Annotated in this window: 21 protein-coding genes; 4 read left to right on the top strand and 17 right to left on the bottom strand. The window is 69.4% G+C overall.

Annotation, left to right across the window (positions count from 1 at the left end; translation table 11 throughout):
• Positions 1–3: 3 nt before the first annotated feature.
• The 4 genes from AB0B96_RS11060 to AB0B96_RS11045 all read right to left on the bottom strand — a co-directional run bounded on the left by AB0B96_RS11060 (position 4) and on the right by AB0B96_RS11045 (position 6167).
• Entirely contained in the window at positions 4–426 is a 423-nt protein-coding gene (locus AB0B96_RS11060; RefSeq protein ID WP_350948708.1) for a roadblock/LC7 domain-containing protein, read from the bottom strand.
• Positions 423–3389, bottom strand: a complete 2967-nt coding sequence (locus tag AB0B96_RS11055; protein WP_362897693.1) for a nitrate- and nitrite sensing domain-containing protein — start codon at positions 3387–3389, stop codon at positions 423–425. The genes AB0B96_RS11060 and AB0B96_RS11055 overlap by 4 nt, the downstream gene beginning before the upstream one ends.
• Before the next feature lie 197 nt (positions 3390–3586).
• Positions 3587–4993, bottom strand: a complete 1407-nt coding sequence (locus AB0B96_RS11050; RefSeq protein WP_362897691.1) for an aminobutyraldehyde dehydrogenase — start codon at positions 4991–4993, stop codon at positions 3587–3589.
• Positions 4994–5027: 34 nt separating this feature from the next.
• The gene (locus AB0B96_RS11045) at positions 5028–6167 is read right to left on the bottom strand and encodes a nucleotide disphospho-sugar-binding domain-containing protein (RefSeq protein WP_362897689.1); all 1140 of its coding nucleotides are present in this window, start codon (positions 6165–6167) and stop codon (positions 5028–5030) included.
• A 257-nt stretch (positions 6168–6424) separates the two neighbouring features.
• Between AB0B96_RS11045 and AB0B96_RS11040 the strand changes: the two genes are divergently transcribed.
• Positions 6425–7033 (top strand): TetR family transcriptional regulator, encoded by a 609-nt coding sequence (locus AB0B96_RS11040; RefSeq protein ID WP_350948712.1) that lies wholly within the window; start codon positions 6425–6427, stop codon positions 7031–7033.
• Here the strand turns inward: AB0B96_RS11040 and AB0B96_RS11035 are convergent.
• The 4 genes from AB0B96_RS11035 to AB0B96_RS11020 are packed head-to-tail and all read right to left on the bottom strand — an operon-like array spanning position 7027 to position 10820.
• Positions 7027–8052, bottom strand: a complete 1026-nt coding sequence (locus AB0B96_RS11035) for an ABC transporter ATP-binding protein (protein WP_362897686.1) — start codon at positions 8050–8052, stop codon at positions 7027–7029. The genes AB0B96_RS11040 and AB0B96_RS11035 overlap by 7 nt on opposite strands.
• Positions 8052–8825, bottom strand: a complete 774-nt coding sequence (locus tag AB0B96_RS11030) for an ABC transporter permease (RefSeq protein WP_362897684.1) — start codon at positions 8823–8825, stop codon at positions 8052–8054. Before AB0B96_RS11030 ends, AB0B96_RS11035 begins: the two co-directional genes overlap by 1 nt.
• Complete coding sequence (locus AB0B96_RS11025; RefSeq protein ID WP_362897682.1) at positions 8818–9699, bottom strand: ABC transporter permease; 882 nt, start codon at positions 9697–9699, stop codon at positions 8818–8820. The genes AB0B96_RS11030 and AB0B96_RS11025 overlap by 8 nt, the downstream gene beginning before the upstream one ends.
• Positions 9696–10820, bottom strand: a complete 1125-nt coding sequence (locus tag AB0B96_RS11020; protein WP_362897680.1) for a spermidine/putrescine ABC transporter substrate-binding protein — start codon at positions 10818–10820, stop codon at positions 9696–9698. Before AB0B96_RS11020 ends, AB0B96_RS11025 begins: the two co-directional genes overlap by 4 nt.
• Positions 10821–11214: 394 nt before the next feature.
• Between AB0B96_RS11020 and AB0B96_RS11015 the strand changes: the two genes are divergently transcribed.
• A complete protein-coding gene (locus AB0B96_RS11015; protein WP_362897678.1) occupies positions 11215–12105 on the top strand; it encodes a hypothetical protein in 891 nt (296 codons plus the stop codon).
• A gap of 55 nt (positions 12106–12160) precedes the next feature.
• A complete protein-coding gene (locus tag AB0B96_RS11010; RefSeq protein WP_362897676.1) occupies positions 12161–13114 on the top strand; it encodes an SIS domain-containing protein in 954 nt (317 codons plus the stop codon).
• 97 nt (positions 13115–13211) lie between these two features.
• Here AB0B96_RS11010 and AB0B96_RS11005 read toward each other — a convergent pair whose 3' ends face one another.
• Both AB0B96_RS11005 and AB0B96_RS11000 read right to left on the bottom strand, forming a co-directional pair.
• Entirely contained in the window at positions 13212–13808 is a 597-nt protein-coding gene (locus tag AB0B96_RS11005; RefSeq protein ID WP_362897674.1) for a DUF742 domain-containing protein, read from the bottom strand.
• A 1-nt stretch (position 13809) separates the two neighbouring features.
• Entirely contained in the window at positions 13810–16599 is a 2790-nt protein-coding gene (locus AB0B96_RS11000; protein ID WP_362897672.1) for a nitrate- and nitrite sensing domain-containing protein, read from the bottom strand.
• Positions 16600–16988: 389 nt separating this feature from the next.
• On the opposite strand from AB0B96_RS11000, the gene AB0B96_RS10995 reads away from it, so the two are divergent.
• On the top strand, positions 16989–17975 hold the full coding sequence (locus AB0B96_RS10995) for an ABC transporter substrate-binding protein (RefSeq protein WP_362897670.1): 987 nt from the start codon (positions 16989–16991) through the stop codon (positions 17973–17975).
• A 94-nt stretch (positions 17976–18069) separates the two neighbouring features.
• Here the strand turns inward: AB0B96_RS10995 and AB0B96_RS10990 are convergent, their stop codons facing one another.
• The 7 genes from AB0B96_RS10990 to AB0B96_RS10960 form a co-directional block, all read right to left on the bottom strand.
• Positions 18070–18657 carry an ATP/GTP-binding protein gene (locus AB0B96_RS10990; RefSeq protein WP_350948722.1) on the bottom strand — a complete coding sequence of 196 codons (588 nt, stop codon included), beginning with the start codon at positions 18655–18657 and terminating at the stop codon, positions 18070–18072.
• Positions 18638–19000: a DUF742 domain-containing protein gene (locus tag AB0B96_RS10985; protein WP_362897668.1), complete on the bottom strand. Its 363-nt coding sequence runs from the start codon at positions 18998–19000 to the stop codon at positions 18638–18640. The genes AB0B96_RS10990 and AB0B96_RS10985 overlap by 20 nt, the downstream gene beginning before the upstream one ends.
• Before the next feature lie 39 nt (positions 19001–19039).
• Entirely contained in the window at positions 19040–19453 is a 414-nt protein-coding gene (locus tag AB0B96_RS10980) for a roadblock/LC7 domain-containing protein (RefSeq protein WP_350948729.1), read from the bottom strand.
• Between the two features lie 5 nt (positions 19454–19458).
• Entirely contained in the window at positions 19459–22233 is a 2775-nt protein-coding gene (locus AB0B96_RS10975; protein ID WP_362897666.1) for a nitrate- and nitrite sensing domain-containing protein, read from the bottom strand.
• Between the two features lie 219 nt (positions 22234–22452).
• Positions 22453–24729: a [protein-PII] uridylyltransferase gene (locus AB0B96_RS10970; protein ID WP_350948725.1), complete on the bottom strand. Its 2277-nt coding sequence runs from the start codon at positions 24727–24729 to the stop codon at positions 22453–22455.
• Between the two features lie 3 nt (positions 24730–24732).
• Positions 24733–25071, bottom strand: a complete 339-nt coding sequence (locus tag AB0B96_RS10965; RefSeq protein WP_350948726.1) for a P-II family nitrogen regulator — start codon at positions 25069–25071, stop codon at positions 24733–24735.
• Complete coding sequence (locus tag AB0B96_RS10960) at positions 25068–26387, bottom strand: ammonium transporter (protein WP_362897663.1); 1320 nt, start codon at positions 26385–26387, stop codon at positions 25068–25070. The genes AB0B96_RS10965 and AB0B96_RS10960 overlap by 4 nt, the downstream gene beginning before the upstream one ends.
• Positions 26388–26768: the final 381 nt, after the last annotated feature.

Genomic DNA, 26768 nt, shown 5'->3' with positions numbered 1-26768 from the left:
CCCCTATCGCTGAACCGACTGCAGCTCGGCCCGGAGCGCAGGCGTAAGCGCCTGGCCGGCACGCTCTGCGAGCAGTGTCATCTGGTAGGCCACGAGGCCCATGTCGCAATCCGGCGCGGCCAGCACGGCCAGCGCGGAACCGTCGCTGATCGACATGGTCAGCAGGAGGCCCCGCTGCATCTCGATCACCGTCTGTACCACAGGACCGCCCTCGAAGACCCGCGAGGCACCCTGGGTGAGGCTGATCAGACCGGCCGTGATGGCGGCGAGCTGGTCCGCCCTGTCCTTGGGGAAGCCCTGGGAGTAGGCCAGCGGGAGTCCGTCCGTGGAGACGATCACCGCGTGCGCGACTCCGGGCATCTCCTTCACGAACTCGGTGATCAGCCAGTTGAAGCCGCGAGCGGCCTGGCTGAGTTGGTTGTTCACTGCTGGTTCTCTCCCTCGACGGCGTTGGCTCGCTCGCTCATCTCAGCGCGCCCCTGCCGTACGCCTTGCTGGAAACTGGACAGACGGCTGCGTACCCGTTCCGCCGATATCGGCGGCATCGGGGGGGCCGGAGCCGCCTGGGCCGCCGAGGCGGCTCCGGGGACAAGGTTCGCCTTGGGTACCCGCTTGGGAAGGCCCGCTCCGGTCACGCCACCCTCGACGGGCTTCTTCGCGACCTCGGCGGCGGCCCAGCCCTGGTCGGACGGGGTGCTCCACGGCTGCCTCTCGGCCGCGGGCTCGGCCGGCCGCGACGGCTGCCCCTGCTGCTGCGGCGTCCGCTGCGGCAGTGGTTGCGCCTGTGGCTGCTGCGGCGTCCGCTGCGGCAACGGCTGGGCCTGCTGCGCGGGCGGCGGCGTGGAATGCGTGATCTGCGGGATGTTCTGGGTCTCCAGGCCCTGCGGACCCCGCCTCACCCGCTGTTCCATCGGCCGCGGCTTGACCTCCGGCTCCGGCTCCGGTTCCGGCTCGAGCTCGGGCTCCGGAGTGATGGGCGCGCTGCGGCGGAACCAGTCGGATCCCACCGCCTCGAAGATCGGCAGGAACTCCTCGGGCTCCGGTTCCGTCGGCGGCACCTCGACCACGGGAAGGGCCTGGGTGTTCTCCACCGGCTCCAGCCGGCGCGGCGTCCACGGGTCGATCGCGGGCGGGTCCGGCCAGGCCGAGGGGAACGACGGCGGCGCGGTCGACGCGAGCGGGGACGACCACAGGTCCTCCACCGCCGAGGCGGGCACCACCGGCCCCGACCACATGTCCGCGGACGTCGGCATCGGCACCTGGGGAGGCGGCTGGGAAGGCGCCTGGGCGGGCGGCGTGCCGAGACCGGTCGGCTGCCGGGATCCGCGCGCCGCACCGGTCCCGAACGGGTCCGGGTTCGGAGCGGTCCCGAACGGGTCGGGGTTCACCGAGGCGAACGGGTCCTGGTTGGACATGGACCCGAACGAGCCCGGCTGGCCGTCGAAGGAGCCGGACTGCATGCCCTGCCCCGACATGGCCATCTCGGGCATCAACGGGGACTGGGCGACCACCTGCACCGGCAGGAGCACGACGGCGCTGAGGCCACCGGTGTCCGGGCGCCTGAGCTGGACCCTGATGCCGTGGCGCATGGCCAGGCGGCCGACCACGAACAGACCCATCCGGCGGGAGACCGACAGGTCGACCGCGGGAGGCTCGGCCAGGCGGCGGTTCGCCTCGGCCAGTTCCTCGTCGCTCATGCCGATGCCGGAGTCGGTGACCGCCAGGATGACGGCGCCCGTCTCGTTGCCGTTGCTGGACACCGTGATCTTAGTGTCCTGCGGCGAGAAGAAGATGGCGTTCTCGACGAGCTCCGCGACCAGGTGGACGATGTCATTGACGGCCTGGCCGATGATCGAGATGCCCGACTCGACCCGGAGGTTGACCCGCTCGTAGTTCTCGACCTCCGACAGCGAGGCGCGGACGACGTCGCTGAGCGGGACGGGCTCGCTCCACCGGCGGCTCTGCTCCTGACCTGCGAGGACGAGGAGGTTCTCGGAGTTGCGGCGCATGCGGGTGGCGAGGTGGTCCAGCTTGAAGAGGCTGCCCAGCCGCCCTTCGTCCTGCTCGCCCTGCTCCAGGTCGTCGATGAGGTCGATCTGCCGTTCCACCAGCGACTGGGTGCGGCGGGAGAGGTTGACGAACATCGCGTTGATGTTGCTGCGCAGGCGGGCCTCGTCACCGGCGAGCCGGATCGCCTCACGGTGGACCTCGTCGAAGGCTCGGGCCACTTCCCCGATCTCGTCGCGGGAGACCACTCCGATGGAGGGCACCTCGACCTGGGGGGCGTGGTCACCGGACTCGCGCAGCACCCGGACGGTCTCGGGCAGCCGGGTGTCGGCGACCTCGAGCGCCTCGCTGCGCAGCCTGCGCAGCGGCCGCACGAGCGTGCCGGCCACCCAGGCGGTGATGAGCAGGATCATGACCAGCAGGACCAGGATCGCCGCACCGGAGATCATCGCGCTGCGCTGCTCGGCGCTCTGCATCTCCTGGCTGCGGGAGACCACCGCGGACGCCAGCCGGCGCTCGACGGTCCGCATGCCCTCCACCGCCGCGGTGGAGTCGTCGTACCAGACGGCCGCGCTCCTGGCCCAGGTGCGGCCGGTCATCCGTTCCAGCGGCTTGTTCTCGCGCATGAGGGACATGACGAGGGCACGGGTGGCGTCGGCCTGGTCGACCTTGGGGCCGTTCACCGAGTCGCGGAAGCTCTTGACGTCGGCGGCCGAGGCGGTGGCCTGGAAGGCGTTCTCCTCGCTCTGCTGGCTCCGGTAGGCGCCGAGGAGGTCGGCGGGGTCGTCGAAGTCGAACTTGCGGTCGAGGAAGCTGATCAGGAGCGTTCCCCGCTGCCTGGCGACCTGCTCCTTGGCCCGGGTCAGCGCGCCCAGCGCGAGCGCGTCTCCGATGAGGCGCTCGTCGCCGCCGCTGCGACCCAGGTCGTCGTGGAGGGTGATGAAGTCGGTGATCATCCGCGTGTACATGCCGAGGGCCGCTCGGGGGAGCACGCTCCCCTCGGCCATCAGCCTGCGCAGGCCGGGGAGCCCGTTGAGCCAGCGGCGGATCTGGGCGACCTCGGTACGGACGCGGGTGGCCTGCGAGGAGTCGAGGGCGTCGATGGCGGCCAGCACCTGGCCACTGCTCCGGTCGACCACGTCGCGCTGATCCCGCACCTTGTTGAGGTTGGCGCGGTTGGTGGCGGCGATGTACCAGGCGGTGAGGTCGCGTTCCTCGGCCATCTCGTGGGAGAGGGTGCCGAGCGAATCGACCAGCCCGGCGACCTGGCTCATCCGGCGGTATCCGTCGGCCGTGGACAGGGCCGTGGTGAGCTGGAGGCCGGTGAGAAGTACGGCCGCGGCGGTCGGGAGCAGGATCAGCGCGACCAGACGGGGACGCACGCGCCAGTTCGCCGGCAGGAGTCGACTGCCCACCCCTGACGCGCGGTGGCTCCGGCGGTCTTGTGTCATCACTGGCCTACGTAACCCCTCGCCGGATTTGGAAGCGGCGGAAGCAATTTGAGCACATCCTTTATGTCACTTCGAATGGAGTAAGTGTGGATATATCCCCACAAAAGGGACATGCGGCATCAAAGCCGTCAGGCCGGTCGGAAGGAATCCCTCACCTCCGGAGCCTGATGTTTGATCATCAGATGGCGGGTCACAGAGTATTCCTGAACCGCCTCCTGACTCATGTCCTTACCGAAGCCACTTCCCTTGACACCGCCGTGCGGCGCCTCGGACGCGATGGGCAGATGGTCGTTCACCCAGGTCACGCCCACGTCGAGCCGGTGCGAGACGCGCAGCGCCCTCGCCACGTCCCTGGACCAGACCGAGGAGGCCAGGCCGTAGGGAGTGTCGTTGGCGAGCCGTACCGCCTCGTCCTCACCGTCGAAGGGCAGGGCCACGAGCACCGGACCGAAAAGTTCTCCCTGAACGATCTCACTGTTCTGCGCCGCGCCCGAAATCAGGGTGGGCGGGTAGTAGAAACCGGGCCCTTCGAGCGGGACACCGCCGTGGAGCACCGAGGCGCCCGCGGCCGCGGCGCGCTCGACGAAGCCGTGGACGCGGTCGCGGTGCGCGGCGGAGATCAGCGGACCGATGTCGGTGGCCGGGTCCCAGGGGTCGCCCACCGTGATCTGGGCCAGCGTCGCGTGCAGCGCCTCGACCGACTCCTCGTACACGTCGCGGGAGATGTAGACCCGGGTCGCGGCGGTGCAGTCCTGGCCGGTGTTGTAGGTGGCGCCCATCGCGACACCCCTCGCCATCTCGGACAGGTCCGCGTCGCCGAAGACCAGCGCCGGCGCCTTGCCGCCGAGCTCCAGGTGGACCCGCTTCAGCGAGCCGGTGGCGCCGCGCATGACGGCGCGGCCGGTCGCGGTGGAGCCGGTGACGCTCACCATGTCGACGCCGGGGTCGGTGACGAGGGCCTCGCCCACCTCCGCGTCGCCCAGGACGACCTGGAACAGACCGTCGGGCGCGCCGGCGCGGGCGAACAGCCGCGCCATCCTGAGCGTGGTGCCGGGGGTCTGCGGGGCGGGCTTGATGATCACGGCGTTCCCCGCCGCCAGCGCGGGACCGATCTTCCATACCGCCATGACCAGGGGGAAGTTCCAGGGGGCGATCGATCCGACGACCCCGACCGGGCGGCGTACCAGCACCGAGGTGTAGCCGGAGCTGAGCACCCCCGCGCCGGTGCCGTCCAGGGAGCGGGCCGCACCGGCGAAGAAGCGGAGGTTGTCGGCCGCGAACGGCAGCTCACCGTCGCGGAAGACCGCGGCGGGCTTGCCGGTCTCGATGACCTCCAGCCGGGTGAGCTCCTCGGCGTCGGCCTCGACGAGGTCGGCGAAGCGCAGCAACACCCTGGACCGTTCGGCCGGGGTCGCCGTGCTCCACTCCTCGAACGCCGCGCGGGCCCGCCGCACGGCGGCGGCCACCTCCTCGATCGAGGTCTCGGCCACCTCCCGCAGGAGGTCGCCGGTCGCCGGATTGATCAACTTGCCCATGGAACTTCCCTTGTCGTGGTGATGCGAAAAGCGATCAGGCCCCTGCCCGCTCGATCAGGTCGGCCGCCTTGCGCAGGCCGTCCCTGCGACGGATCTCCTCACCCGCGGCGGCCAGGCGCTCGCGCAGCGCGGTGTCGCCCAGCAGCCGCTCCAGCGCGCCGGTCAGCTCCTCGTCGGAGAAGCCGTAGGTGGACAGGCGCACACCGTAGCCGAGCTCGTCGACGCGCTGCGCGTTGTCGTACTGGTCCCAGAACAGGGGCAGCAGGATCATCGGCTTGCCGAAGTGCAGCGCCTCGGTGGTGGTGTTGTTGCCGCCGTGCGTGATGACGAGGTCGACCAGCGGAATGATCTTCGTCTGCGGGACGAACTCGGCGCCCCACATGTTGTCGGCCAGCTTGATCTCCTCGTGCAGCGGGCCCTTGGAGACGATGAAGCGGTACGGGGTGGTGGCCAGCACGTCGACGACCCGCTGCATGAGGCCGACGTCCGCCGAGCCGAGCGAGCCGAGCGAGAAGTAGACCAGCGGCCCCTCCTGGCCGGCGAGCGAGTCGGGGAGCTCGAAGCTCTCGTCCGTCTCGCGCACCGAGGAGTCCAGGCGGTGCCAGGAGTCGCCCAGCGGCCGGGAGTCGGTGTAGTCGGCGATCTCCGGGAAGACGTACAGGTTGAGGTCGCCCTCGTGGATGAAGTCCAGGTCCGGCAGCGCGGGGGCGCCCTGCTCGACGACCCACTCGTTGAAGGCCGTCCAGATCTCGCGGTGGGTGCGGTCGTACTCGGCGTTGAATGCGTCCCACTCGGAACGGTCGTCGGCGGGAAGCCCGGAGAAGACCGGAGCGACGCCCTCGCCGCGCACCTCCAGCGGGTTGCAGGACACGATGCGGACGAACGGCTTGCCCGCCGTCACCAGCGCGGGGAAGGCGATGACGTTGTCCTCGACGATGACATCCGGCCGGACGCGCTCGATAATCGCCTTCAGTTGAGGCTCGCAGTACTTGGCACCGTCGATAAGCGCGTCCCAGATCGGCTTGGTGACCGTCTCCAGCTGTTCCAGGGTCGACTTCCTGTATTCAGGGGCGGTGTCCCTGATGAAGTCCTTCCAGAACTGTCCCGCGTCCTGCTCCTCTTCGGAGGGCGGCGCGAGATCGACAAGGTCCTCCTCGAATCCAAGGGCCTCCAATTTACCCTTCCATGAGGCCTCAGCTGCGAAAACGACTCGATGACCGCGCTTACGAAGAATGTCACCGATGCCGATGCAGTTGTTCGTGGGCCCGTAGGCACTCTCCGGCATGAACAGGATCGTGAGCGACATCACGCCTCCTTGCGTCTAGGGGTTGCGGCTCTTTAGGAATGATTCAATTCTCGGCTGGCAAAAACGCGGGGAAAGGGCCACTATGGACCCCGGCACAGAGCGTGGTTTTCAACGAACGGGGGAGTATGACGCGCAAGGGACGGGCGGACCGGCGCCTGGATCTCATCGCGGCCGCACACCGGGCGATCGTCCGGCACGGCACCGAGGGGGTGCATCTCAACCACGTCGCCGAGGAGGCCGGTCTCACGTCCGGAGCGGTCCTCTACCACTACCCGCGCCTGAGCGAGCTGCTCGTCGACGCCCACCACGCCGGGATGGAACGCTTCTACGAGCAGCGACTCAAGCGGATCAGCGGGATGCGCGACCCCGCGGAGAAGCTCGTGGTGACCATCCGCTCGGGGCTGCCGCACGGCCCGGACGATCCGGACGTCCGGCTGCTCAACGAACTCGGCGGCGCCGCGGCCCGCAACAGGATGTACGCCCTCCTGCTGACCACCCTCTACGACCGCCAGGTCTCGCTCTACCAGAGCATCCTCGACACCGGGGCCGCCCTGGAGACCTTCAGGCTGTCGGGCGACTCCCTGCCCATCGCCCGCAACCTGGTCGCGCTCGAAGACGCGTACGGCTATCGCATAACGGCCCGCCACCCGGTTATCGGCCCGCAGGAGGCGGCGGAACTCATCCTCGTCTACGCCAGGACCGCGACGAACAACCCGCTCAAGTCTTCTCATTGAGGGATCAGCACTCCGTCCCCGTCCGCCCAGCCGAGCGCGACGACGGAACCCGCCCGCACCTGCGTGGCCCCCGGGGTGGCCACCAGGACGGGCGTGGAGCGCCCGCCCACCTGAACCGACACGTGCGAGACGCCGCCGAAGAAGCTCACGTCGACGACCTCGCCGCGCAGCACCCCCTCGTTCCCGATCCTGAGCCGCTCCGGCCGTACGGCGAGCAGCGCGGGCGTGCCGTCGGGCAGGTTCGAGACCCCCGGAAGGATGCCGAGCCCGTCGCCGGCCAGGCCGACCGAGCAGGCCCTGCCGGGGAAGATGTTGTTCGCCCCCACGAAGTCGGCGACGAACGGGGTGCGCGGGCGCTCGTACAGCTCCACCGGGGCGTCCACCTGCTCGACCGAGCCGGCGTTGAAGACCGCGATCCTGTCGGCGAGCGACATCGCCTCCTCCTGGTCGTGGGTGACCACGACGAAGGTGATGCCGACCTCGTTCTGCAGCCGCTTGAGCTCCAACTGCATCTCCGCGCGCACCTTCTTGTCCAGCGCGGACAGCGGCTCGTCGAGCAGCAGCAGGCGCGGCCGCTTCACGATCGCGCGGGCGAGCGCGACCCGCTGGCGCTGGCCGCCGGAGAGCTGATGCGGCCTGCGCCCGGCCATCGCGTCCAGCCCGACCTTCTCCAGCACCTCGTCGACCCTGCTGCGGATCTCCGCCCTGCCCAGCCTCTCCCGCTCCAGGCCGTAGGCGACGTTCTTCGCCACGGTCATGTGCGGGAACAGCGCGTACGACTGGAACATCAGGTTGACCGGGCGGCGGTGGGCCGCCTGGCCGAGCAGGTCGTCGCCGTCGAGCGTGACGGAGCCCTCGTCGGGTGTCTCGAAGCCCGCCAGGATCCGCAGGAGCGTCGTCTTGCCGCAGCCGCTGGGACCGAGCAGCGCGAAGAACTCGCCCTGCCGGATCTCCAGGGAGACGTCCGACAGCGCCGTGACGTCGCCGAACCGGCGGCTGACACCTGTGATCTTCAGCATTAGGACAGCGACTCCGTCAGTCGGGTCATCCGCTGGGTCACGATGACCGCGGTGAAGCTCACCAGCAGCAGCAGCGTGGCCAGCGCGTTGATCTCGGGGGTGACCCCGAAGCGGACCATTGAGTAGATGACGATGGGCAGGGTCGGCGTGGTGGGCGCCGCCGTGAAGTACGCGATGACGAACTCGTCGATCGAGAGGGTGAACGCCAGCAGCGCCCCCGCCATGATGCCCGGCGCCAGCTGCGGCAACGTCACCCGCAGGAACGTGGTGAACGGCGTCGCCCCCAGGTCTCTGGACGCCTCCTCCAGTGAGGTGTCGGCGCCGGTGAGCCGGGTGCGGACCACGGCGGTCACGAACGCCATGCCGAAGACCGTGTGGGCGAGCAGCACCGAGTGCAGCCCGAGGGTCGACTTGATCGTGGCGTAGAACATCAGCAGCCCGATGGCGAGCACCAGGTCGGGCAGGATCGCGGGCAGCACGCCGAGCGCGTCCAGCGTCCGCGACCTGGTGTGCCTGGCCAGGCCCACGGCGAGCAGGGTGCCGAGCACCGTGGCGAGCACGGTGGAGCCCGCGGCCACGACGAGGGTGTTGACCAGTCCTTCGCGGATCTTGGCGTCTCTGGCGAGGACGCCGTACCAGTCCAGGCTGAAGCCCTCGTAGACGTAGGGGGACTCGCCCGCGTTGAACGACATCACGACGAGCACGGCGATCGGCGTGTAGAGGAAGACGTAGGTCACCCAGAAGGGGACGTACAGCAGGCGTGATCTACGCACGTCGGGTACTCCAGGCCTGCAGGAGCAGCAGGACGATCAGCACGGCGATCAGCGCCAGCGCGAGGGTGGATCCGAACGGCCAGTCGCGCGCCTTGAGGAACTGGTCCCTGATCAGGTTGCCGACCATGATGGAACGGCCGCCGCCGAGCAGCTCGGGGATGACGAAGTTGCCGAAACTCGGCACGAAGACGAACAGGCAGCCGGTGAGCACCCCCGGCAGGGTGAGCGGCAGCGTCACCGACACGAACGTGCGCGCGGGTGAGGCGCCGAGGTTCGCCGAGGCCTCGCGCAGTTGCGGGTCGAGCTTCTCGATCGCCGCGTACAGCGGCAGGACCATCAGCGGGAGGTACGAGTAGATCAGGCCGGTGACGATGGTGCCCTGGTTGTAGAGCAGTTCCAGCGGGCTGTCGATCAGCCCCAGGTCCATCAGCGTGCTGTTGACCAGGCCCGGACCGCTCAGCAGGATGATCCAGGCGTAGATGCGGACCAGGAAGTTGGTCCAGAACGGCAGCACGATCGCCACCAGGGCGATCGTCTTCCACTTCCGCGGGAGCTGGGCGATGAGATAGGCCGTCGGATAGCCCACCAGCAGGGCGATCAGTGTCGCGATCGTGGCCAGCTTCAGCGAGCCGAGCACGATCTCCAGATAGAGCGGGTCGAGCAGCCGGGTGAAGTTCTTCCCGGTGACCTCGTAGACCACCCCGCCGAACCGGCCCCTGCGGAAGATCGTGAAGCTGATGAGCAGGGCGAGCGGTACCAGCAGGAAGACGAGCAGGTAGATCAGGCCGGGCCCCAGGAAGACGAGCCTTCCCAGCGCACGCGACCGGCGCGCCCGCGATCTCGCGGACGCGCCGGAAACGGCGGAACGTGTCACTGCTTCGCCGTGACCTCGGTCGCGAGCTGGGTGAACTTGGCCGAGTCCTCGCCCAGGTCGATGATCGACTCGCCCTTGAGCAGGTCGGAGGGGCTCATCTGCAGCGGGGCGTTGTCAGCCTTGAGCTTGGGGTCCAGCGCGTCCATCGCGGCTTTGTTCGGGACCTTGTAGAGGATGTTCTCCGCGGCCCAGGCGTGGACCTTCGGGTCCAGGATGTAGTTGATGAAGGCGTGTCCCGCCTCCTTGTTCTTGGAGGACTTCAGCACGACCATGGTGTCCACCCACAGGTCGCTGCCTTCCTTCGGCACCACGAACTTGATGTTCTTCTCGGTGGTCGGGCACCAGCCGTCCCACGCCTCGACCATCACGGCCTCGCCGCTCTTGAGCATGTCTCCGAAGGTGACGTCCTCGTACTTGAGCAGCTTCGGCTTGGCCTCCTCCAGCTTCGCCTTGACCTTGGCGAGCTCCTCGTCGCTCCTGGTGTTGACCGAGTAGCCGAGTGCCTTGATGGCGGGAAGGGCGAGCCAGCGCTCGGTGGTCATCATCGTGACCTTCTTCACCGCGTCCGCCGGCGGGTTGAGAATATCGTTCCAACTCGTCGGAGGCGTCTTCACCAGGTCGGTGCGGTAGCAGATGCCCGTGGTGCCCCAGGTGTAGGGAACCGAGAAGACGTTGCCCTTGTCGTAGGACAGCTCCTTGGCCTCGGGGTAGAGGTTCGCGAGGTTGGGGATCAGCTCGGGGCTGAGCTGCTCGAGCAGTCCGGCCTCGTTGAGCGCCTGGGCGTACTGGCCGGAGACGAAGGCCACGTCGATGCCGGTGTCGGCGCCGCTGGTGAGCTTCGCCATGACGTCCTCGTTGGTGGCGTGCTCCGTCACCTTGAGGGTCGTCTTGAGGTTGTCCTTGATCCTCTGGGGCAGGTCCTCGGGCGTATAGCCTGTCCAGACAGAGATGGTGATGCTCTGCTTGGAAAGGTCCGCGTTGGGGTTGAGCTGCGCCGTCGAGGCACCGGCGGCGGGCGCGGCGGAGTCCGCGGCCTCCCCGCCACATGCCGAGACTGCGAGCGCGAGACCGGCGGCCAGGGCGGCGGCCGGAAGACGACGGGTGTACCGGGTGCGGGACACGACCGCTACTCCTTCAGAATTCAGTGTAAGTGGGGTAGACCGGCCGTAAGGGACACGGCAGACCAAAGCAGGAGTGTTGCAGTCAACATTAACTTGAGCAAGACTTCCACCGACATCACCACTGGAGAGTTTGGTCCGTTTGTTAAATCCTGCTTCAATCTGGCACCGGATCGACACGGTCCCCAGGGCCGGCGACGGGCGGACCAGCGAGCTCGTCGAGGCTCTGACCTGTGATGTTCCCGCCCCATTCGGTGTACGGAGATTCCACTCACTCCCCGTAACGATCACTCCTCTTTCCTCAATCGACACTCAATCGTCATCGAGGGCAGCGGCCGAACGAGGGTTCGAGGTCGATCAGACCAACTATTCGGTGGTCGTCGGCGAGAAGGTCGTTGTGAAATGGCTCACCCCGCCCGCACCGCTCCCCCACCCCACACCCGACATGTTCGCGCACCTCACGTCGGTCGGTTTCACCGCGACCGCGACGCCGTACGCGTCCGTCTCCCGGCGCGCCGACGGCGGCTCCGAGCTGCTGCTCGCCCTCGTCACCGCGTACCTGCCCGGGGCCGGTGACGGCTGGGAGTGGTGCGTGGACGAGGCCGTCTCGCACGGCACCTCCTTCGCCGTCGACCTTGGCGTCCTCGCCGCCGACCTGCACACGGCGATGGCGACCCCCTCCGCGACCTTCCCCACCCCCGTCAGGCGGTCGGACGCGGTACGGGCGGGAGAGAGCCCGTGGTCCCTCCGGGCGGGCGAGGCCCTGGCGGAGGCACTCGCGCTGACCGACGGCGAGGACGGCGACTGGCTCGCGGAGCGCGCCGACGCGCTCCGCGCCGAGCTGGCGCCCCTCGCCCGGGTGGGGGCCACCCCGTTGATCCGCATCCACGGGGACCTGCACGTCGGCCAGATCCTGCGCTGGCGGGACGGCTACGCGGTGATCGACTTCGACGGCAACCCGACCGTCGCGGGCGCCGACCCCTTCCAGCCCGCGGCCCGCGACCTCGCCCAGCTCACCATGAGCCTCGAACACGTCGGCCAGGTCGCGATCAGGCGCCGCGACGCGGACCCCGCGATGATCGCCGGGTGGTCCGCCACGGCCCGCGCCGTCCTGGAGTCGGCCTACCTCAGGCGGCTGGACGAGCTGGGGCACGCCGCCCTGCTGGACCGTTCCCTGCTGCGCCCCTTCGAGATCGAGCAGGAGTGCCGCGAGCTCGTCTACGCGGCTAGGCATCTTCCCCGCTGGCGCTACGCCCCGATGGGCGTGCTGCGCTCCCGGTACCGCTGATCCCGGCGAACCCGGCGAACCCGCCGAATCCGCTGTTCCCCACGAAGGAGACCCCGTGATTCCCGACCTGTACCTCGCCGACCTGGAGGCCAAGCCCGCCGCACTGGCCGCCCTCGCCGGCACCCTGGAGGCGGGCGATCCCTTCGCGGGGATTCCCGCCGGGATCCGGCGGGTGCTCCTCCTCGGCATGGGCAGCTCCCGGTACGCCGCCCAGGTGGCCGCGCTGCGCCTGCGGGCCGCGGGGATCGACGCCGTGGCCGAGTACGCCTCCGCCGCGGCGTCCTACCCGCCGGGCCCCGACACCCTGGTGGTCGCCATCTCCGCCACCGGCGGCAGCCGGGAGACCCTGGACGCGGTCGCCCGCCACCGGGGCCGGTCCTTCGTCCTCGCGCTGACCAACCACCCGGACTCGGCCGTCACCGAGGGTGCGGACCTGGTGGTCCCGATGGTGGCGGGCGAGGAGCGCGGCGGTGTCTCCTGCCGGACCTTCCAGCACACCCTCGCCCTGCTCCTCGCACTCGGCGAGCGTCTCACCGCGTCGGGCGGGGACGTGCCCGGGTTGATCCGCCGTACGGCCGAGGCCACCGCCGACCTGCTCGACCGCCGCGACGAGTGGCTGGAGCCGGCCGCGACGCTGCTCGACGGCCCGAACGGCGTCTACACGATCGCTCCCGCCGAGCACCTGTCCTCGGCCGAGCAGTCGGCCCTGATGTTCCGCGAGGGGCCCCGCAGGGCGGCCGACGCGTGCGAGACCGGTGACTGGGCCCACGTGGACGTCTACCTCACCAAGACCCTCGACTACCGCGCCATCCTCTTCCCCGGCTCCCGCTACGACGAGCAGGCCATGGACTGGATCCGGCAGCGCGGCTCCACCGTCCTGACGGTCGGCGGCGAGCTTCCCGGCGCCAAGGCCTCCGTCCGCTACCGCCACGACGACGACCCCGACGTGGCGCTCCTGACCGAGACCCTGGTGGCCGAGCTCGTCGCCGCCCGCTGGTGGCTCGCCTGAGACCGGCGTCCGCTCCGCCTGACGCGGGACGCCCGCCGTCCCGTTCTCCGCACCCGTACCGGATCTCCGCGAGACGCGGCGCGTGCGAGGAACGGGCCTATTCCTTGAGGTGGTTGAGTACGCGTTCGAGGAGGTCGGGCCCGGGACCCGCCGCGCTGACCCGGGGGTGGTGGATCCGCACCAGCCCTTCGGACTCCATGTCGGAGACCAGGACGCGGGTGACGCCGAGGGGGACCCCCAAAAGCGCGGATATCTCAGCGATCGAGCGGATACTTCGGCACAGATCACTGATGAAACGATATTCCCGGATATAGGAGAGGCCGAGCGGGGCCGTGGTCGTGGTCGAGACGAGTGCCTCCATGGCGAGCTTGGAACTCGGGACGACCCGCCCCCCGGTCACCGCGTACATCCGGATCAGCGAGCTCTCCTCCTCGGCCGGCTCCTCGTCCTCGTCCTCGGACGCGTATCCGAAGCGCCCGCCCCGCCGGGCCCCGGCCGTCTCCTCCTGAGCCTCGTACCCCCGCGCCCCGGCCGCGCCGACGAACGGCACGAACCCCGGCCTCTCCTCCGGCGAGCCGTATCCCCGCGCCCCGGCGGAAAACCCGTACCGAGGCGTGTCGTCCCACCGCTCCTGCCATGAGGAGGCCCGGCCGTCGGGAAGCTCCCGCCCCTGGTCCCGGTTGTCGGCCCGCACGCTACCCCTCCCTGTCCGGGAGCTCGTTGCGTGCCCTGCGCACACCCTCCTGGAAGCTCGACATGCGGCTGCGCATCTGCTCCGGCGAGAGGCGCGGCGCGTCCGGCGCGGGGGACGGCTCGGGTCCCGCGACCGGCGCGACCGAGCCGGGGACCAGGTTGGCCCGGGGGGTGCGTCTGGGCAGGCCGGCCTCGGTCGTACCGCCGTGCGCCGGAGCGCTCACCGCCTGCGCGGCCTGCCAGCCGCTGTCACCGGGCGAGGTCCACGGCTCCGGCTCGACCGGCGACCCCTCCGGCGCGGAGTCGTCGGGAGCGTCGTCCGCCTCGGGGCGGGCCGTCTCCGCACCGGAGTCCCCGGCGGGATCGGCGATCCGGAACCAGGCGGACTCGACCGCGGCGAAGATCGGCAGGAAGTCGTCCTCCCGCTCGGCCGGGACCTCGCCGGCGAGGGGGTCGGACGCTCCCGGAAGAGGGTCGAACAGGCCGGGGGGCGGCTGCGGGAACTCCCCTCGCTCCCCCGGAGGACGGAACCGCTCCGCGGGCGGGCTCCACACGTTCCGCTCGGTCGCGTCCGGCCCGCCCTCCTCGGTGAGAGGTGCCTGCGTGACCGTGGGCGCCGCGAACACGGGAACTCCCCGGTGCGGGAACGGCGCGGGCGCGTCACCCGGGACGTGCGGGAACGGCGAGTCGGGTGAATCGGGCGCCTCGCCGGGGAACAGGTGACCGGTCTCGCCCTGCGGGAAGCCGACCACACCGGCGGGCAGCCCCGCGCTCGGCGACGTACCGGGGAAGACGGCCGAGGACCGCGAGGAACCGGGCATCTGTTCCCCGATGGGCGGCAGGACGAGAAGCGACTCCGGGAGCAGGACCATCGCGGCCAGACCGGAGTCCTGCGGGCGGAGCTGGACGCGGATACCGTGCTTGAACGCGAGGCGGCTGACGACGAACAGACCCATGTGGCGGGCGACCGAGGCGTCGGCGGCCTGCGGGTTCGCCAGCCGCCAGTTGGCCTCGGAGAGCTCGTCGAGCGTCATGCCGATGCCCTTGTCGGTCACCGACACCATCACACCGCCGCCGTCGATCCGGCTGTCGGACACCGTGACCCTCGTGGTCGGCTGCGAGAACGAGACGGCGTTCTCGATCAGCTCGGCGAACAGGTGGACCACGTCGCTCACCGCGGGACCCGCGACGGCGACCTCCGCCCGGACCCGGTTCGTCACCCGCTCGTAGTTCTCCACCTCCGACAGCGAGGCCCTGACCACGTCCATCAGCTCGACCGGCTGCCTCCAGCGCCGCGCCACCTCCTGTCCGGCGAGGACGAGCAGGTTCTCGCTGTTGCGGCGCATCCGGGTGGCGAGGTGGTCGAGCTTGAACAGGTCCGCCAGCCGCTGGTCGTCGCGCTCGCCGCGCTCCAGCCGCTCGACCAGGGTGAGCTGGCGTTCCACCAGGGTCTGGCTCCGCCTGGAGAGGTTGACGAACATCGCGTTCACGGTGTTGCGCAGCCTCGCCTCCTCCCCCGCCAGCCGGACCGCCTCCCGATGGACCTCGTCGAACGCCCTGGCGACCTCGCCGATCTCGTCACGCGACAGTACCCCGATCGGTGACACGTCGGCGACCATGCTCTCACCGTGCCCACCGTGCGATTCGCGAACCCGCTGGACGTACGCGGGCAATCTCTCCCCCGCGACCTCCAGGGCCTCCCTGCGCAGCCGCCGCAGCGGCCTGACCAGCGAGCGCACCACCCAGATGGTGACCACCAGCACGAGCGCCATCAGGGCGGCGACGGCCGCGGCGACCATCAGGGCACGGTTCTGCTCGTCGTCGCCGAGTTGCTGACTGCGCGCGACGATGACCTGGGCGTGCCGCTCCTCTGCCTCGCGCATGTGGCCGATGGTGACGGTGGCCGCGTCGTACCACTCCTTGGCGTCGTCCTTCCGCTCCAGGTCCAGGCCCTTCAGCGAGTCACCGGAGGCGGCGCGGAGCAGGACCAGTTCGCGGATGAGGTCGGCGCGTTCTGCGGTGCGGCCGTTGACGGTCTCGTCGAAGAGGCGGCGCTCCCTGCTTCCGGCCTCGGCGGCGAAGGTCCTGCGCTCGTTGCGCTCGATGGAGATCGCGCCGAGGAACTGCTCCATCTGTCCCTGCTCGAACCGTCCCGCCACGAGCACCACCGTGAGCAGCGCCCGTTGGAGGGAGAGTGCCTCCTTGGCGCGGGCGAGCGCGTCCAGGGTGAGCGCCTGGCCGAAGAGGACGTCGTCGTCGCTGCCCTTGCCGAGTTCGTCGTGCAGGGAGAGCAGATCGGCGATGACCAGGGAGTAGGCGGCGATGGTCGCGTCGGGCAGCAGCGTCGACTTCAGTGCCTGCTCGCGCAGCAGGTGAAGGTCGTCCAGACGGGTGATCGCGCTCTCGATCTCGTCCCTGGTACGCCCGCTCACCCCCTCACCGAGCAGCGAGCCGCTCTCACGGACGCGCTCCGCGGAGCCGTCGACCAGATCCATCTGGGCCCTGATGTTCCTTACGCCGCCCTCAGGGCGGCCGAGGGCGACGAACCAGGCGGTGCGATCGCGTTCCTCGGCCAGCTCATGGGTGAGCGCGCCGACGCGGGCGGAGAGCCGGGCGAGGTCGTTGACCCGCTGGTAGTCGCCTGCCGCGCGCAGCGAGGCCACTACCTGGACACCGCCGAGCAGCACCGCGGCGATGGAGGGCACCAGAACGAGCGCGACGAGGCGACGGCGCACCCGCCAGTTCCGCAGGCGCAGGCGGCTGCCCGCGCCCTGGATCTCGTGTGTACTCACCGAACGCTGCCCTCTCGGTGGATGAACCCCCTGGCCGAATTTCCTGTGGTTCCCGGCAATTCGAGCACATATCAACCGGTGGGGCCAAGCGAACGCAGCTCTATAGATGCGTATTCGTGGTGAAGCAGGGACCGTATCCGGAGCTCCAGCTACGACTGGAACTCCGGTTCTGGTCAGCCGAATAATCTTATTAGGAACTTCCGGGCCCCTATGGCCGTTTGCATCGTTCCAAACAGAGGAGGATGGAGGCATCCCCGACGAGCTCCCGAGGAGCGTGACATCGTGATGCACGATATTCGCGATTCGCGCCATACCTTGCCCCCTGCATCCGCAGTTCTCACCGTGCACCCCGGCCCGCCGAGCCCGGGTGGCGGGCCCTGGAGGAGACCGTGGCCACACCCGGCGACGCCGCGCGTCAGGTTCGCGGCTCCCGCTCGACCGTTCGTGCCCTGCCGGTGCTCATCGCACTGCTCCTCTCACTCGCCGCCTGCACCGGGGAGGCGGTCGCACCCGCGCCCCGGGCATCCGACGGCGAGACCGTGAGGATCGCCGTCAACGGGTGGGCGGGCTCCGAGGCGAGCGCCGCGGTCGTCGGCCGCCTGCTCACCCAGGAGCTCGGCTACCGGGTGGAGACGGTGAGGCTCGACCCGCTCCAGTCCTGGGAGGGGCTGGAGCGGGGCACGGTGGACGTGATCGTGGAGAACTGGGGGCGGGAGGCCCTGAAGCGGGCCTACATCGAGGAGAAGAAGGTCGCGGTCTCCGCGGGAAGGAGCGGCCCCACGGGGGTCGTCGGCTGGTACGTCCCCCAGTGGATGGCGGACGAGCATCCCCAGATCACCGACTGGCGGCAGCTCAATAAGTACGCACATCTCTTCAAAACGGATAAATCCGGCAATTTAGGTCAACTGCTCGACGGGGATCCCTCGCAGGTCACCAACGACGAGGCCCTGGTCCGCAATCTCGGCCTCCACTACAGGGTCGTCCACGCGGGCAGCGAGAAAGCGCTGATCGACGCGGCCAGGCGAGCGACCCGCAACCGGACCCCGCTGCTGATGTACTTCTACGAGCCACACTGGCTTTTCGGCCAGATCAAACTGGCGAAGGTCAACCTTCCGCCGTACGCGATCGGCTGCGACGCCGACCCCGCCAGGATCAGGTGCGACTACCCGCCGTACCTGCTCGACAAGATCGTGAGCAGGCGGTTCGCCGACACCGGCGGCAGGGCCTACGAACTGGTCAGGAACTTCAACTGGACGAGCGAGCAGCAGAACGCGGTGGCGAGCGACATGACCGACAATGGCCTCGGCGCCCCCCAGGCGGCCCAGAAATGGATCGACGCCAACAAACTAACCTGGAAGGAGTGGGTGCCGGGCTGACGACTCCCGGCTCACGCCCCGCCGGGGAAGACTCGGGCCCCTTCTCCGGAGACGACCCCGCCGAGCACGGAACCGTCCCGGAGAGAACGCCGGACTACGCGGACGTCCCAGAGGCCGTGCGGACCCGCAGAACATGCTCGACCAGAGTGATCAGCGTGCGTTTGACGGAGTCGCGGGAGCGGGCGTCGGTCCGCACGACGGGAATGTGCGGAGCCAGCGTCAGCGCCTCCCGCACCTCCTCCTCGTGGTGCGGGAACTCCCCGTTCCAGCCGTTGACACCGACCACGAACGGAAGCTTGGCCTCCTCGAAGTAGTCGATCGCGGGGAAGCCGTCGGCGAGCCGGCGGGTGTCGATCAGAACCACCGCGCCGATCGCGCCGCGGACCAGGTCGTCCCACATGAACCAGAACCGGTGCTGACCCGGCGTACCGAACAGGTACAGGATCAGGTCACGGTCCAGGGAGAGCCGGCCGAAGTCCATCGCGACCGTGGTGGTCGTCTTGTGGGGAGTCAGCCCGAGGTCGTCGATCCCGGCGCTGGCGTCGGTCATCACCGCCTCCGTGGTCAGCGGCAGAATCTCCGACACCGAACCCACGAACGTGGTCTTGCCGACACCGAACCCGCCCGCGACAACGATCTTCGTTGACGTCAGGCCACTCTGGCTAGAGCCTGCGAAGTCCACTGAGAACCCTTTCGAGCATGTTGAGGTCCGGTTGTCCCTCGTTGAGATGCGGCTGGTGGATACGGACGAAGCCCTCATCGACCATATCGGCCACCAGCACGCGGGCCACGCCGAGCGGAACCTTCAGGAGAGCGGATATCTCGGCGACCGAACGATACGAACGACAGAGCCTGATGATCGCATCCTGTTCGGGAGTGAGCAGCGCCAGGTCCTCCTCCATGATGAAGGAGGAGGAGACCAGTGCCTCCATCGCCAGGTGGAAACGAGGTTCCGACCTGCCACCGGTCATGGCGTACGGGCGGAACAGAGGCTCGTCGTCCTCGGTTCCGTCAATCCCGAGCACGGGCCTCTCCCGTGATGAGACCGAGCGGGAGCGCGGTCATCACCGGCCCCGGGAAGACTGCAGCTCGGCGCGGAGCGCCGGGGTGAGCACCTGTCCCGCCCGCTCGACGAGCAGGGTCATCTGGTAGGCCACCAGACCCATGTCGCAGTCGGGGGAGGCGAGCACGGCGAGCACGGAGCCGTCGCTGATCGCCATGACCAGCAGCAGGCCACGCTCCATCTCGACCACGGTCTGGGTGACGGCGCCCCCCTCGAACACCCGCGAGGCACCCACCGTCAGGCTGAGCAGTCCCGCCGCGACCGCGGCGAGCTGATCCGCCCTGTCCGGCGGAAACCCCTCGGAACTGGCGATCCTCAGCCCGTCGGCGGAGACGCACACCGCGTGCGCGACACCGGGTGTGCCACGGACGAACTCGGTGATCAGCCAGTCGAACCTGCGTGCCTCATGACTCAGGGTCGTCACGAGCCTTCCTCCTCGTCAACCAGGCTTCTGGTGGTGGTTTCGACTACTTCGGCGCGGCCCCGCCGTACGCCTTGCTGGAAGCTCGACAGACGGTTGCGCACCCTGTCCGGCGACAGGGGCGGCATGGGGCTGGCCGGTACGGCCGCGGCCGTACCGGGTACGAGGTTCGCCTTGGGGGTGCGTTTGGGCAGCCCCGCCGCGGTCACCCCGCCGAGCGAGGGTTCACTCGCCGCCTGGGCGGCGCGCCACCCGGCGTCGGCCGGGGTGTTCCAGCTGTCGGGCTCCTCCGCCGGAACGGACTGCTCGGCGGCCATCGCCCCCTCCTGCTCTCTCGTCCGCGGTGTCTCGTGAGCCGGCATGCCGTCCGGGGGCGTCGGCTCCTCCGGCCCGGCGCCCTCGGAGCGGCGGAACCAGGCGGACTCGATCGAGGCGAAGATGGGCAGGTACTCCTCCTGCTCGGCGTCGAGCGAGGAGACGCCCACCGTGGGCATCTCCTCCGCCGTCTCCTCGTACGAGGACTGGCTCCAGGCGGAGAAATCGGAGGCGGGAGGAGCACCGTTGCCGTTGACCTGGCGCTTGGGCAAGGGCTGGCCGCCTCCCTCGGAGGCACCGGAGGAAACCGGCCAGTCCTGGGCCGGGCGGTCGGCGGAGCCGAACGAGGGCAGATCCACGGAAGCCTGCCCGAAGGAGGTCTGTCCGAAAGGATCACGTCCGAACGGGTCCTGCCCGAACGGAGACTGCCCCTGCTCGAACGAGGGGTGGGTGTGTCCCAGCCCCGGCTGGGACTGCCCGTAGGAGAACTGCTGAACGGGCGGGCGACCCGCGGTGGACGGCTGGGCGGAGAGATCCCGCGAGGAAGCCTGCTCGCCACCCCACGAGGGCGTCTGCACCGGCTGGGTCGCCTGGACGACGAGCGCGGGCGGGAACAGGACCATGGCGACGAGACCGCCACCCTCCTGCGGGCGCAGCTGGACCCGGATGCCGTGGCGCAGCGCGAGGCGGCCGACCACGAACAGGCCCATGCGCCGCGACACCGAGACGTCGACGACGGGCGGGTCGGCCAGCCTGCGGTTCGTCTCGACCAGTTCCTCGTGGGTCATGCCGATGCCCGGGTCACTCACCGCGAGCAGTGCGCCGCCGCCCTCGATCATGCTGCTGGAGACCACGACCTGGCTCGTCCGGGGGGAGAACTGGATGGCGTTCTCCACCAGCTCGGCGACCAGGTGCACGATGTCGTTGGCGGCGCTGCCCGCGACCGAGATCGTCCGGTGCACCTTGACCTGGACCCGCTCGTAGTCCTCGACCTCCGACAGGGAGGCGCGGACGACGTCGACGAGCTTGGCCGGCTGGCTCCGCCTGCGGGTCGGCTCGTGACCCGCGAGGACCAGGAGGTTCTCGGAGTTACGCCGCATGCGGGTGGCCAGGTGGTCGAGCTTGAACAGGTCGGCCAGGCGGCGGCCGTCCTCCTCGCCCTTCTCCAGACCGTCGATGAGCGAGATCTGCCGTTCGACCAGGGTCTGGGTGCGCCGCGACAGGTTGACGAACATCGCGCTGATGTTGGACCTGAGCTCGGACTCCTCGGAGGCGAGGCGGACGGCCTGCCGCTGCACCTCGTCGAAGGCCCTGGCGACCTCCCCGATCTCGTCGCTGGTGTCGATCGAGATGAGGTCGACGTCGGGCTCGCGGGCGTCGCCGGAGACCCGGAGCCGTCGCACGATCTCGGGAAGCCTGAAGCTCGCGACCTCCAGTGCCTCGGCGCGCAGACGGCGCAGCGGCGTCACCATCGAGCGGGCGATGACGACCGTGAGTCCGAGCACCAGCAGGAGCAGCAGCAGGATCAGCCCCGCGGTGATGATCGCGTTGCGCTGCTCGGCGTCCTGCAGATCCCTGGCCCGGGTGACCACGTCACCGGCGACCTTGTTCTCGACCTTCCGCATCTGGTCGAGGACCACGGCGTTGTCCGAGAACCACTGCTTGACCTCGTTGAAGTTCGACAGCAGCCGCCCGGTGCGCGCGGGGTTGCTGGCGAGCACGATGACCCTGGCCTTGGTGAGCTCGGCTCGGTGGACCCTCTCGTCGATCAGGGCGCTCGCGAGAAGCTGCGCGTTCGCCGGGGTCGACTCGACGCCGAAGTCAGCCTGGTACTCGTCCATCCGGGAGCGGGAGGCGATGAACTTCTCGATCTCCTGCGGGGTGATGAGCGAGGGCGCGTAGTAACCGGCCAGCAGCCGGGCGCGCTGCTTGGAGACCTCCTCCTTGGCGTACGCCAGATCGCTGAGCGCGCGGGTGTTACCGACGATCTCCGGATCGTCGCTGACCAGGGTGAGCTCCTCGTGGAGTGTCAGCAACGGAGCGATCATGAAACTGTATCGTTCCATCCGGTTGATACCGGGCAGAGCACGCAGCGCGGGGAGGCCGTCCAGCTGGTAGGTCACGTTCTTGGCCGCCTCGACGATCCTGGCTCCGTAGGAGTCGTCGATCGCCTGGACTTCCTGCCGCACCTTCCTCACCAGCGCGTCCACGGTCTTCCGCTGCGCGTCGGAGCTGTCCTTCAGGCTCTTGTTCGTGGGCTGGAACGACGACCAGGCACCGCGGTCACGCTCCAGGCCGAGCGCCTGGGCGAGGTCGCGGAGTCCACCGGAGTACTCCGCCGCGGCGGCGGTCCGCTGGTAGACCGCCACACTGTCGATGGAGGCCACCACCCGCGTGCCGGCGAGTACGACACCCACCGCCGTCGGAACCAGGATCAGGGCCGTCAGGCGCGAACGCACGCGCCAGTTCTTCAAACCGAAGCGGGCGGCAGGCCGCTTAGCGCGGTCGGGTGCCGAAGCGCCCCCGCCCTCGGATGTCGCCGTAGTCACCGCTCTCGATACCCCTCAATCACGACACAAGTGGACAACATCACACCACAAGGTCACGAGTAAGAATCGGCAAAACCGACATAGCGCCTTTAATCGTTACGAAGGCGACTAGGGACCGATTTTTTACGGTTATCGCAGGGCAGCGAGCACTTGATCGCGTACCTGTGCCCGCTGGACCTCGTCGGTCAGTGGGCGACCGGCTCTGTCGACCACGTAGAAGACGTCCACCGCCTCTGCGCCGAGAGTCTCCACACGGGCGGCCCGTACGTCAAGGCCACATTCACCAAATGCTCTACCAATCCGCCACAAAAGACCCGGACGATCATGGGCGCGTACCTCGATGACGGTCGCGGTGTTGGAGGCGTCGTCCACCAGGTTCACCCTCGGCGGCGCCACCGGCACCCGGGCCGGGCGCATCGACCTGGTCCTCCTGGCCAGGCGTTGCTCGATGTCGAGACGACCGGCCAGGACGAGGCGCAGGTCGGCCTCCAGCGTCGCGGGGTCGGGCGGCGAACCGTACTCGGGAACGACCGAGAACTCGATGACGGCGGTCGCCCCCGCCGAGGCCGCCGACGCGGAGCGGACCACCATCCGATGCGCGGCCAGCACCCCGGCCGCGCGCCAGAGCAGGCCGGCGCGGTCGGGCGCGACCACGGTGACCGCTCCCCCGTTGATGCGCACGGCGCCCCCGCCGTGGCGGGCGAGGGAAGCCTGCTCCACCGAGAGCGAGGGCGCGGGACGCAGCGGGGTTCCCGAGAGCGCGGAACGCACCCGGCGTACCAGGTCGGCGACGAGCGAGGCCTTCCACGAGTTCCAGGCGGCGGGCCCGGTGGCGTGGCCGTCGGCCACCGCGAGGGCCGCCAGCAGTTCGAGGACCTCACGCGAGCCGACGGCCTCGGCCACCCGGGAGATCGTCACCGGGTCGTCCAGGTCGCGGCGGGTGGCCGTCTCGGGCAGCAGCAGGTGGTGGCGGACCACGGTCTCCAGGATGTCGACGTCCGCCGGGGGCAGGCCCATCCGGGTCCCGATGTCGCGGGCGACGACGGCGCCGGTGGTGGAGTGGTCACCGGGATAGCCCTTGCCGATGTCGTGCAGGAGCGCGGAGATGAGCAGCAGGTCGGGCCGCGAGACCTCGCGGGTGAACGAGGCGGCCCCCGCGGCGGCCTCGATCAGATGCCGGTCGACGGTGTAGCGGTGCACCGGATTGCGCTGCGGTCGGTGCCGCACCCGCTCCCAGTCGGGCAGCAGGCGGACCAGCACTCCCGCCTGGTCGAGCTCCTCCCAGACGGGCACGGCCGCGCGGCCGGCCCCGAGCAGCGCCACCAGCGCGTCACGCGCCTCGTCCGGCCAGGGCACGGGCAGCGGCGGCGACTGGGCGGCCAGCGTGGTGACCGTGGCGGGCGCCAGCGGCAGCCCCGCCTCGGCCGCCGCGGCGGCGGCGCGCAGCACCAGCACCGGGTCCTTGCGCGGGTTCACCCCGCGAGCGAGCACGACCTCTCCGCCGTGCTCGACGACGCCGTCGGCGAGCGGGCGACGACCACGGGGGGTGGGGCCGGTGAGCAACCGGTCGACGGTGCGCCAGGTGGCGTCGAAGGCGTGCCCGATCGTCCTGGCGGCCTCGGCGAGCCTGCGCATCAGCGCCTCGGCGTCGAGCAGCCCGAGCATCCCGGCCACGGCGTCCTGCTCCTGGAGCACCAGCCTGTCCGCGCCGCGGGCGGTCACCAGGTGCAGACCGTGCCGGATGTCGAGCAGCAACTCATAGGCCTCACGGACCCGGGGACCCGGGGCCGAGGCGACCCAGGCCGCCGCCACCGCCTGCATCGCCTGCACGTCGCGGATGCCGCCGCGGGAGTCCTTGAGGTCGGGTTCGAGCAGGAACGCCAGCTCGCCGCTCGCCTCCGCCCGCTTGTCCGCGGCGTCACGCAACTCGCCCAGGCGGCGCCGGGAGTCGGCACGCCACTCGGCGAGCACGATCTCACGCGCCGAGCGCGTCAGCTCCGGGTCTCCGGCCACGTGCCGCGCCTGGATCAGGCCGAGGACCGCCTTGAGGTCCTCCCTGGCGACCTTGGCCGCCTCGTCCACCGTCCGCACCGAGTGGTCGAGACCGACCCCCGAGTCCCAGATCGGATACCAGATGCGGTCGGCGACACGCGCGACGTCCTCCCGCCCGTCGTGCAGCAGGACCAGGTCGAGGTCACTGCCCGGCGCGAGTTCGGAGCGGCCAAGGCTCCCGACCGCGACGAGCGCGACCCCGTTGAGGGCGCCGCGCTCGTCGTTTCTCGTCGTTCCCCCGTTAGGCCCGTACGGCGTACCGCAGGCGGTGCGGACCAGGTCCGTCAACCAGCGGTCGATGTCCGCGGCCCGTTCCTTACGGGCCGCGGCGTACGAGCGAGCGTCGCCTCTCACCGGTTAGAGCGCCTCAGGTCCGCGTTCCCCGGTGCGGACGCGGATGACCGTGTCCACAGGGACGGACCACACCTTGCCGTCACCGATCTTGCCGGTCTGCGAGGCCTTGACGATGACGTCGATGACATCCTCGGCGTCCTCCTCCTCGGCGAGCACCTCAAGGCGGACCTTGGGCACCAGGTCGACCTGGTACTCGGCACCCCGGTAGACCTCGGTGTGACCACGCTGGCGGCCGTAACCGCTCGCTTCGCTGACCGTCATTCCCTTGACCCCGAACTGCTCCAGGGCCGCTTTCACGTCATCGAGCTTGAACGGCTTGATGATCGCTGTGATGAGTCTCATGCGTCCACCTTCTTAGACGCCGGGGTGGGGGCCGGACCGTTGACGGCGGCCACACCCGAGGAGTGGATGGTGCCGAGGTCGTAACCGGTCTCGGCGTGGGAGGTGATGTCGACGCCGGTGATCTCGTCTTCCTGCGAGATGCGGAAGCCCATTGTCTTGTCGATGATCTTAGCGATGATCCAGGAGATAACGAAGGAGTAGGCGCCGACCGCGACGGGACCGAGCACCTGCACACCGAGCTGGGAGACCGGCCCGCCGTAGAAGAGACCCTTCTCCTGGCCGTCGGCGAACGGGTAGGCGGCGACGAAGCCCAGCGCCACCGCACCCACGACACCGCCGACGAGGTGGACGCCGACCACGTCGAGGGAGTCGTCGTAGCCGAGCTTGTACTTCAGGCCGACCGCGTAGGCACAGGCGACACCGGCGAGCGCGCCGATCACGAACGCCGCCCAGGGGTCGACGAAACCACAGGCCGGGGTGATCGCGACCAGGCCGGAGACCGCACCGGAGGCGACACCCAGGGTGGTGGAGTGACCGTCGCGGATCTTCTCGACGAGGATCCAGGCGCCCGCCGCGACGGCGGTGGCGATCTGGGTGTTGATGAACGCCAGGCCGGTCGTGCCGTCAACGGCGAGCTCGGAGCCCGAGTTGAAGCCGAACCAGCCGAACCACAGCAGGGCCGCGCCGAGAAGGACCAACGTGAGGTTGTGCGGTCGCATCGGGTCCTTGCGCCAGCCGACGCGCTTGCCGATCACCAGGGCGACCGCGAGGGCCGCGGCTCCGGCGTTGATGTGGACGACCGTACCGCCGGCGAAGTCCTCGATGCCGAGGCTGCTCAGCCAGCCGCCGCCCCACACCCAGTGGGCCACGGGGAAGTAGACGACCGTCGCCCAGACAATGGCGAAGACGACCCACGCGCCGAACTTCACCCGGTCGGCGAGCGCTCCGCTGATCAGCGCGACCGTGATGATCGCGAAAGTCATCTGGAACGTCGAGAAGACCAGGCTCGGCATACCGGTGCCGTCATCCTTGGTCGCCGTCTCGACCAGGCCGCTCAGACCGATGTTGTCGAGTCCACCGATAATCTTGTTGAGGAATCCCGAACCGTCTCCGACGGTGTCGAAGGCGAGCGAGTGACCGTAGAGCACCCAGGCGATCGTCACGACGATGATGCTGACCCACGACATCATCATCATGTTCAGAACACTCTTGGCCCTGGTCATGCCCCCGTAGAAGAACGCGAGACCCGGTGTCATGAGTAGGACGAGTGCGGTACTCGCGAGCATCCAGGCTGTGGAGCCGCTATCGATCTCCATGCGAAGCGACCCTCCTTCCAATTGGCTTTTGCCGGTTTCACATGCAGTGATCGCTTCTGGGCTCCATCGACCGGCCGCGCACTGACGTTGCGCCACAGCGTGTTCTTCTACCGTTTCAAGGTGTGACCTTGTGTGTTTCACATCTGTGAATCTCGGCAGCAGGGTGTTTCAGATGTGTTTCGGACAAGGTGTGCCATGACTTGGAGATGGCCTTAAAAGAGCCCAGGTCAACTCCACTTGGCAGTTACCAGGGCTTCCGCCACCCCTACGCCACGCCCACCGGACCCCCTCGATCCGGGCGAATAGGCTGGCCCGTAACCCCTGGTCACCCTCGGCCCCCTTCCCCGGAACGGACCCCGGCAGGCTTCTGGGGACGGATCG

The sequence above is a fragment of the Streptosporangium sp. NPDC049046 genome (assembly GCF_040649155.1).
In the GTDB taxonomy this organism is placed as follows: Bacteria; Actinomycetota; Actinomycetes; order Streptosporangiales; family Streptosporangiaceae; genus Streptosporangium.
Note: the sequence above shows the minus strand (reverse complement) of the source record. Positions and strands in the feature narration are given on the sequence as shown.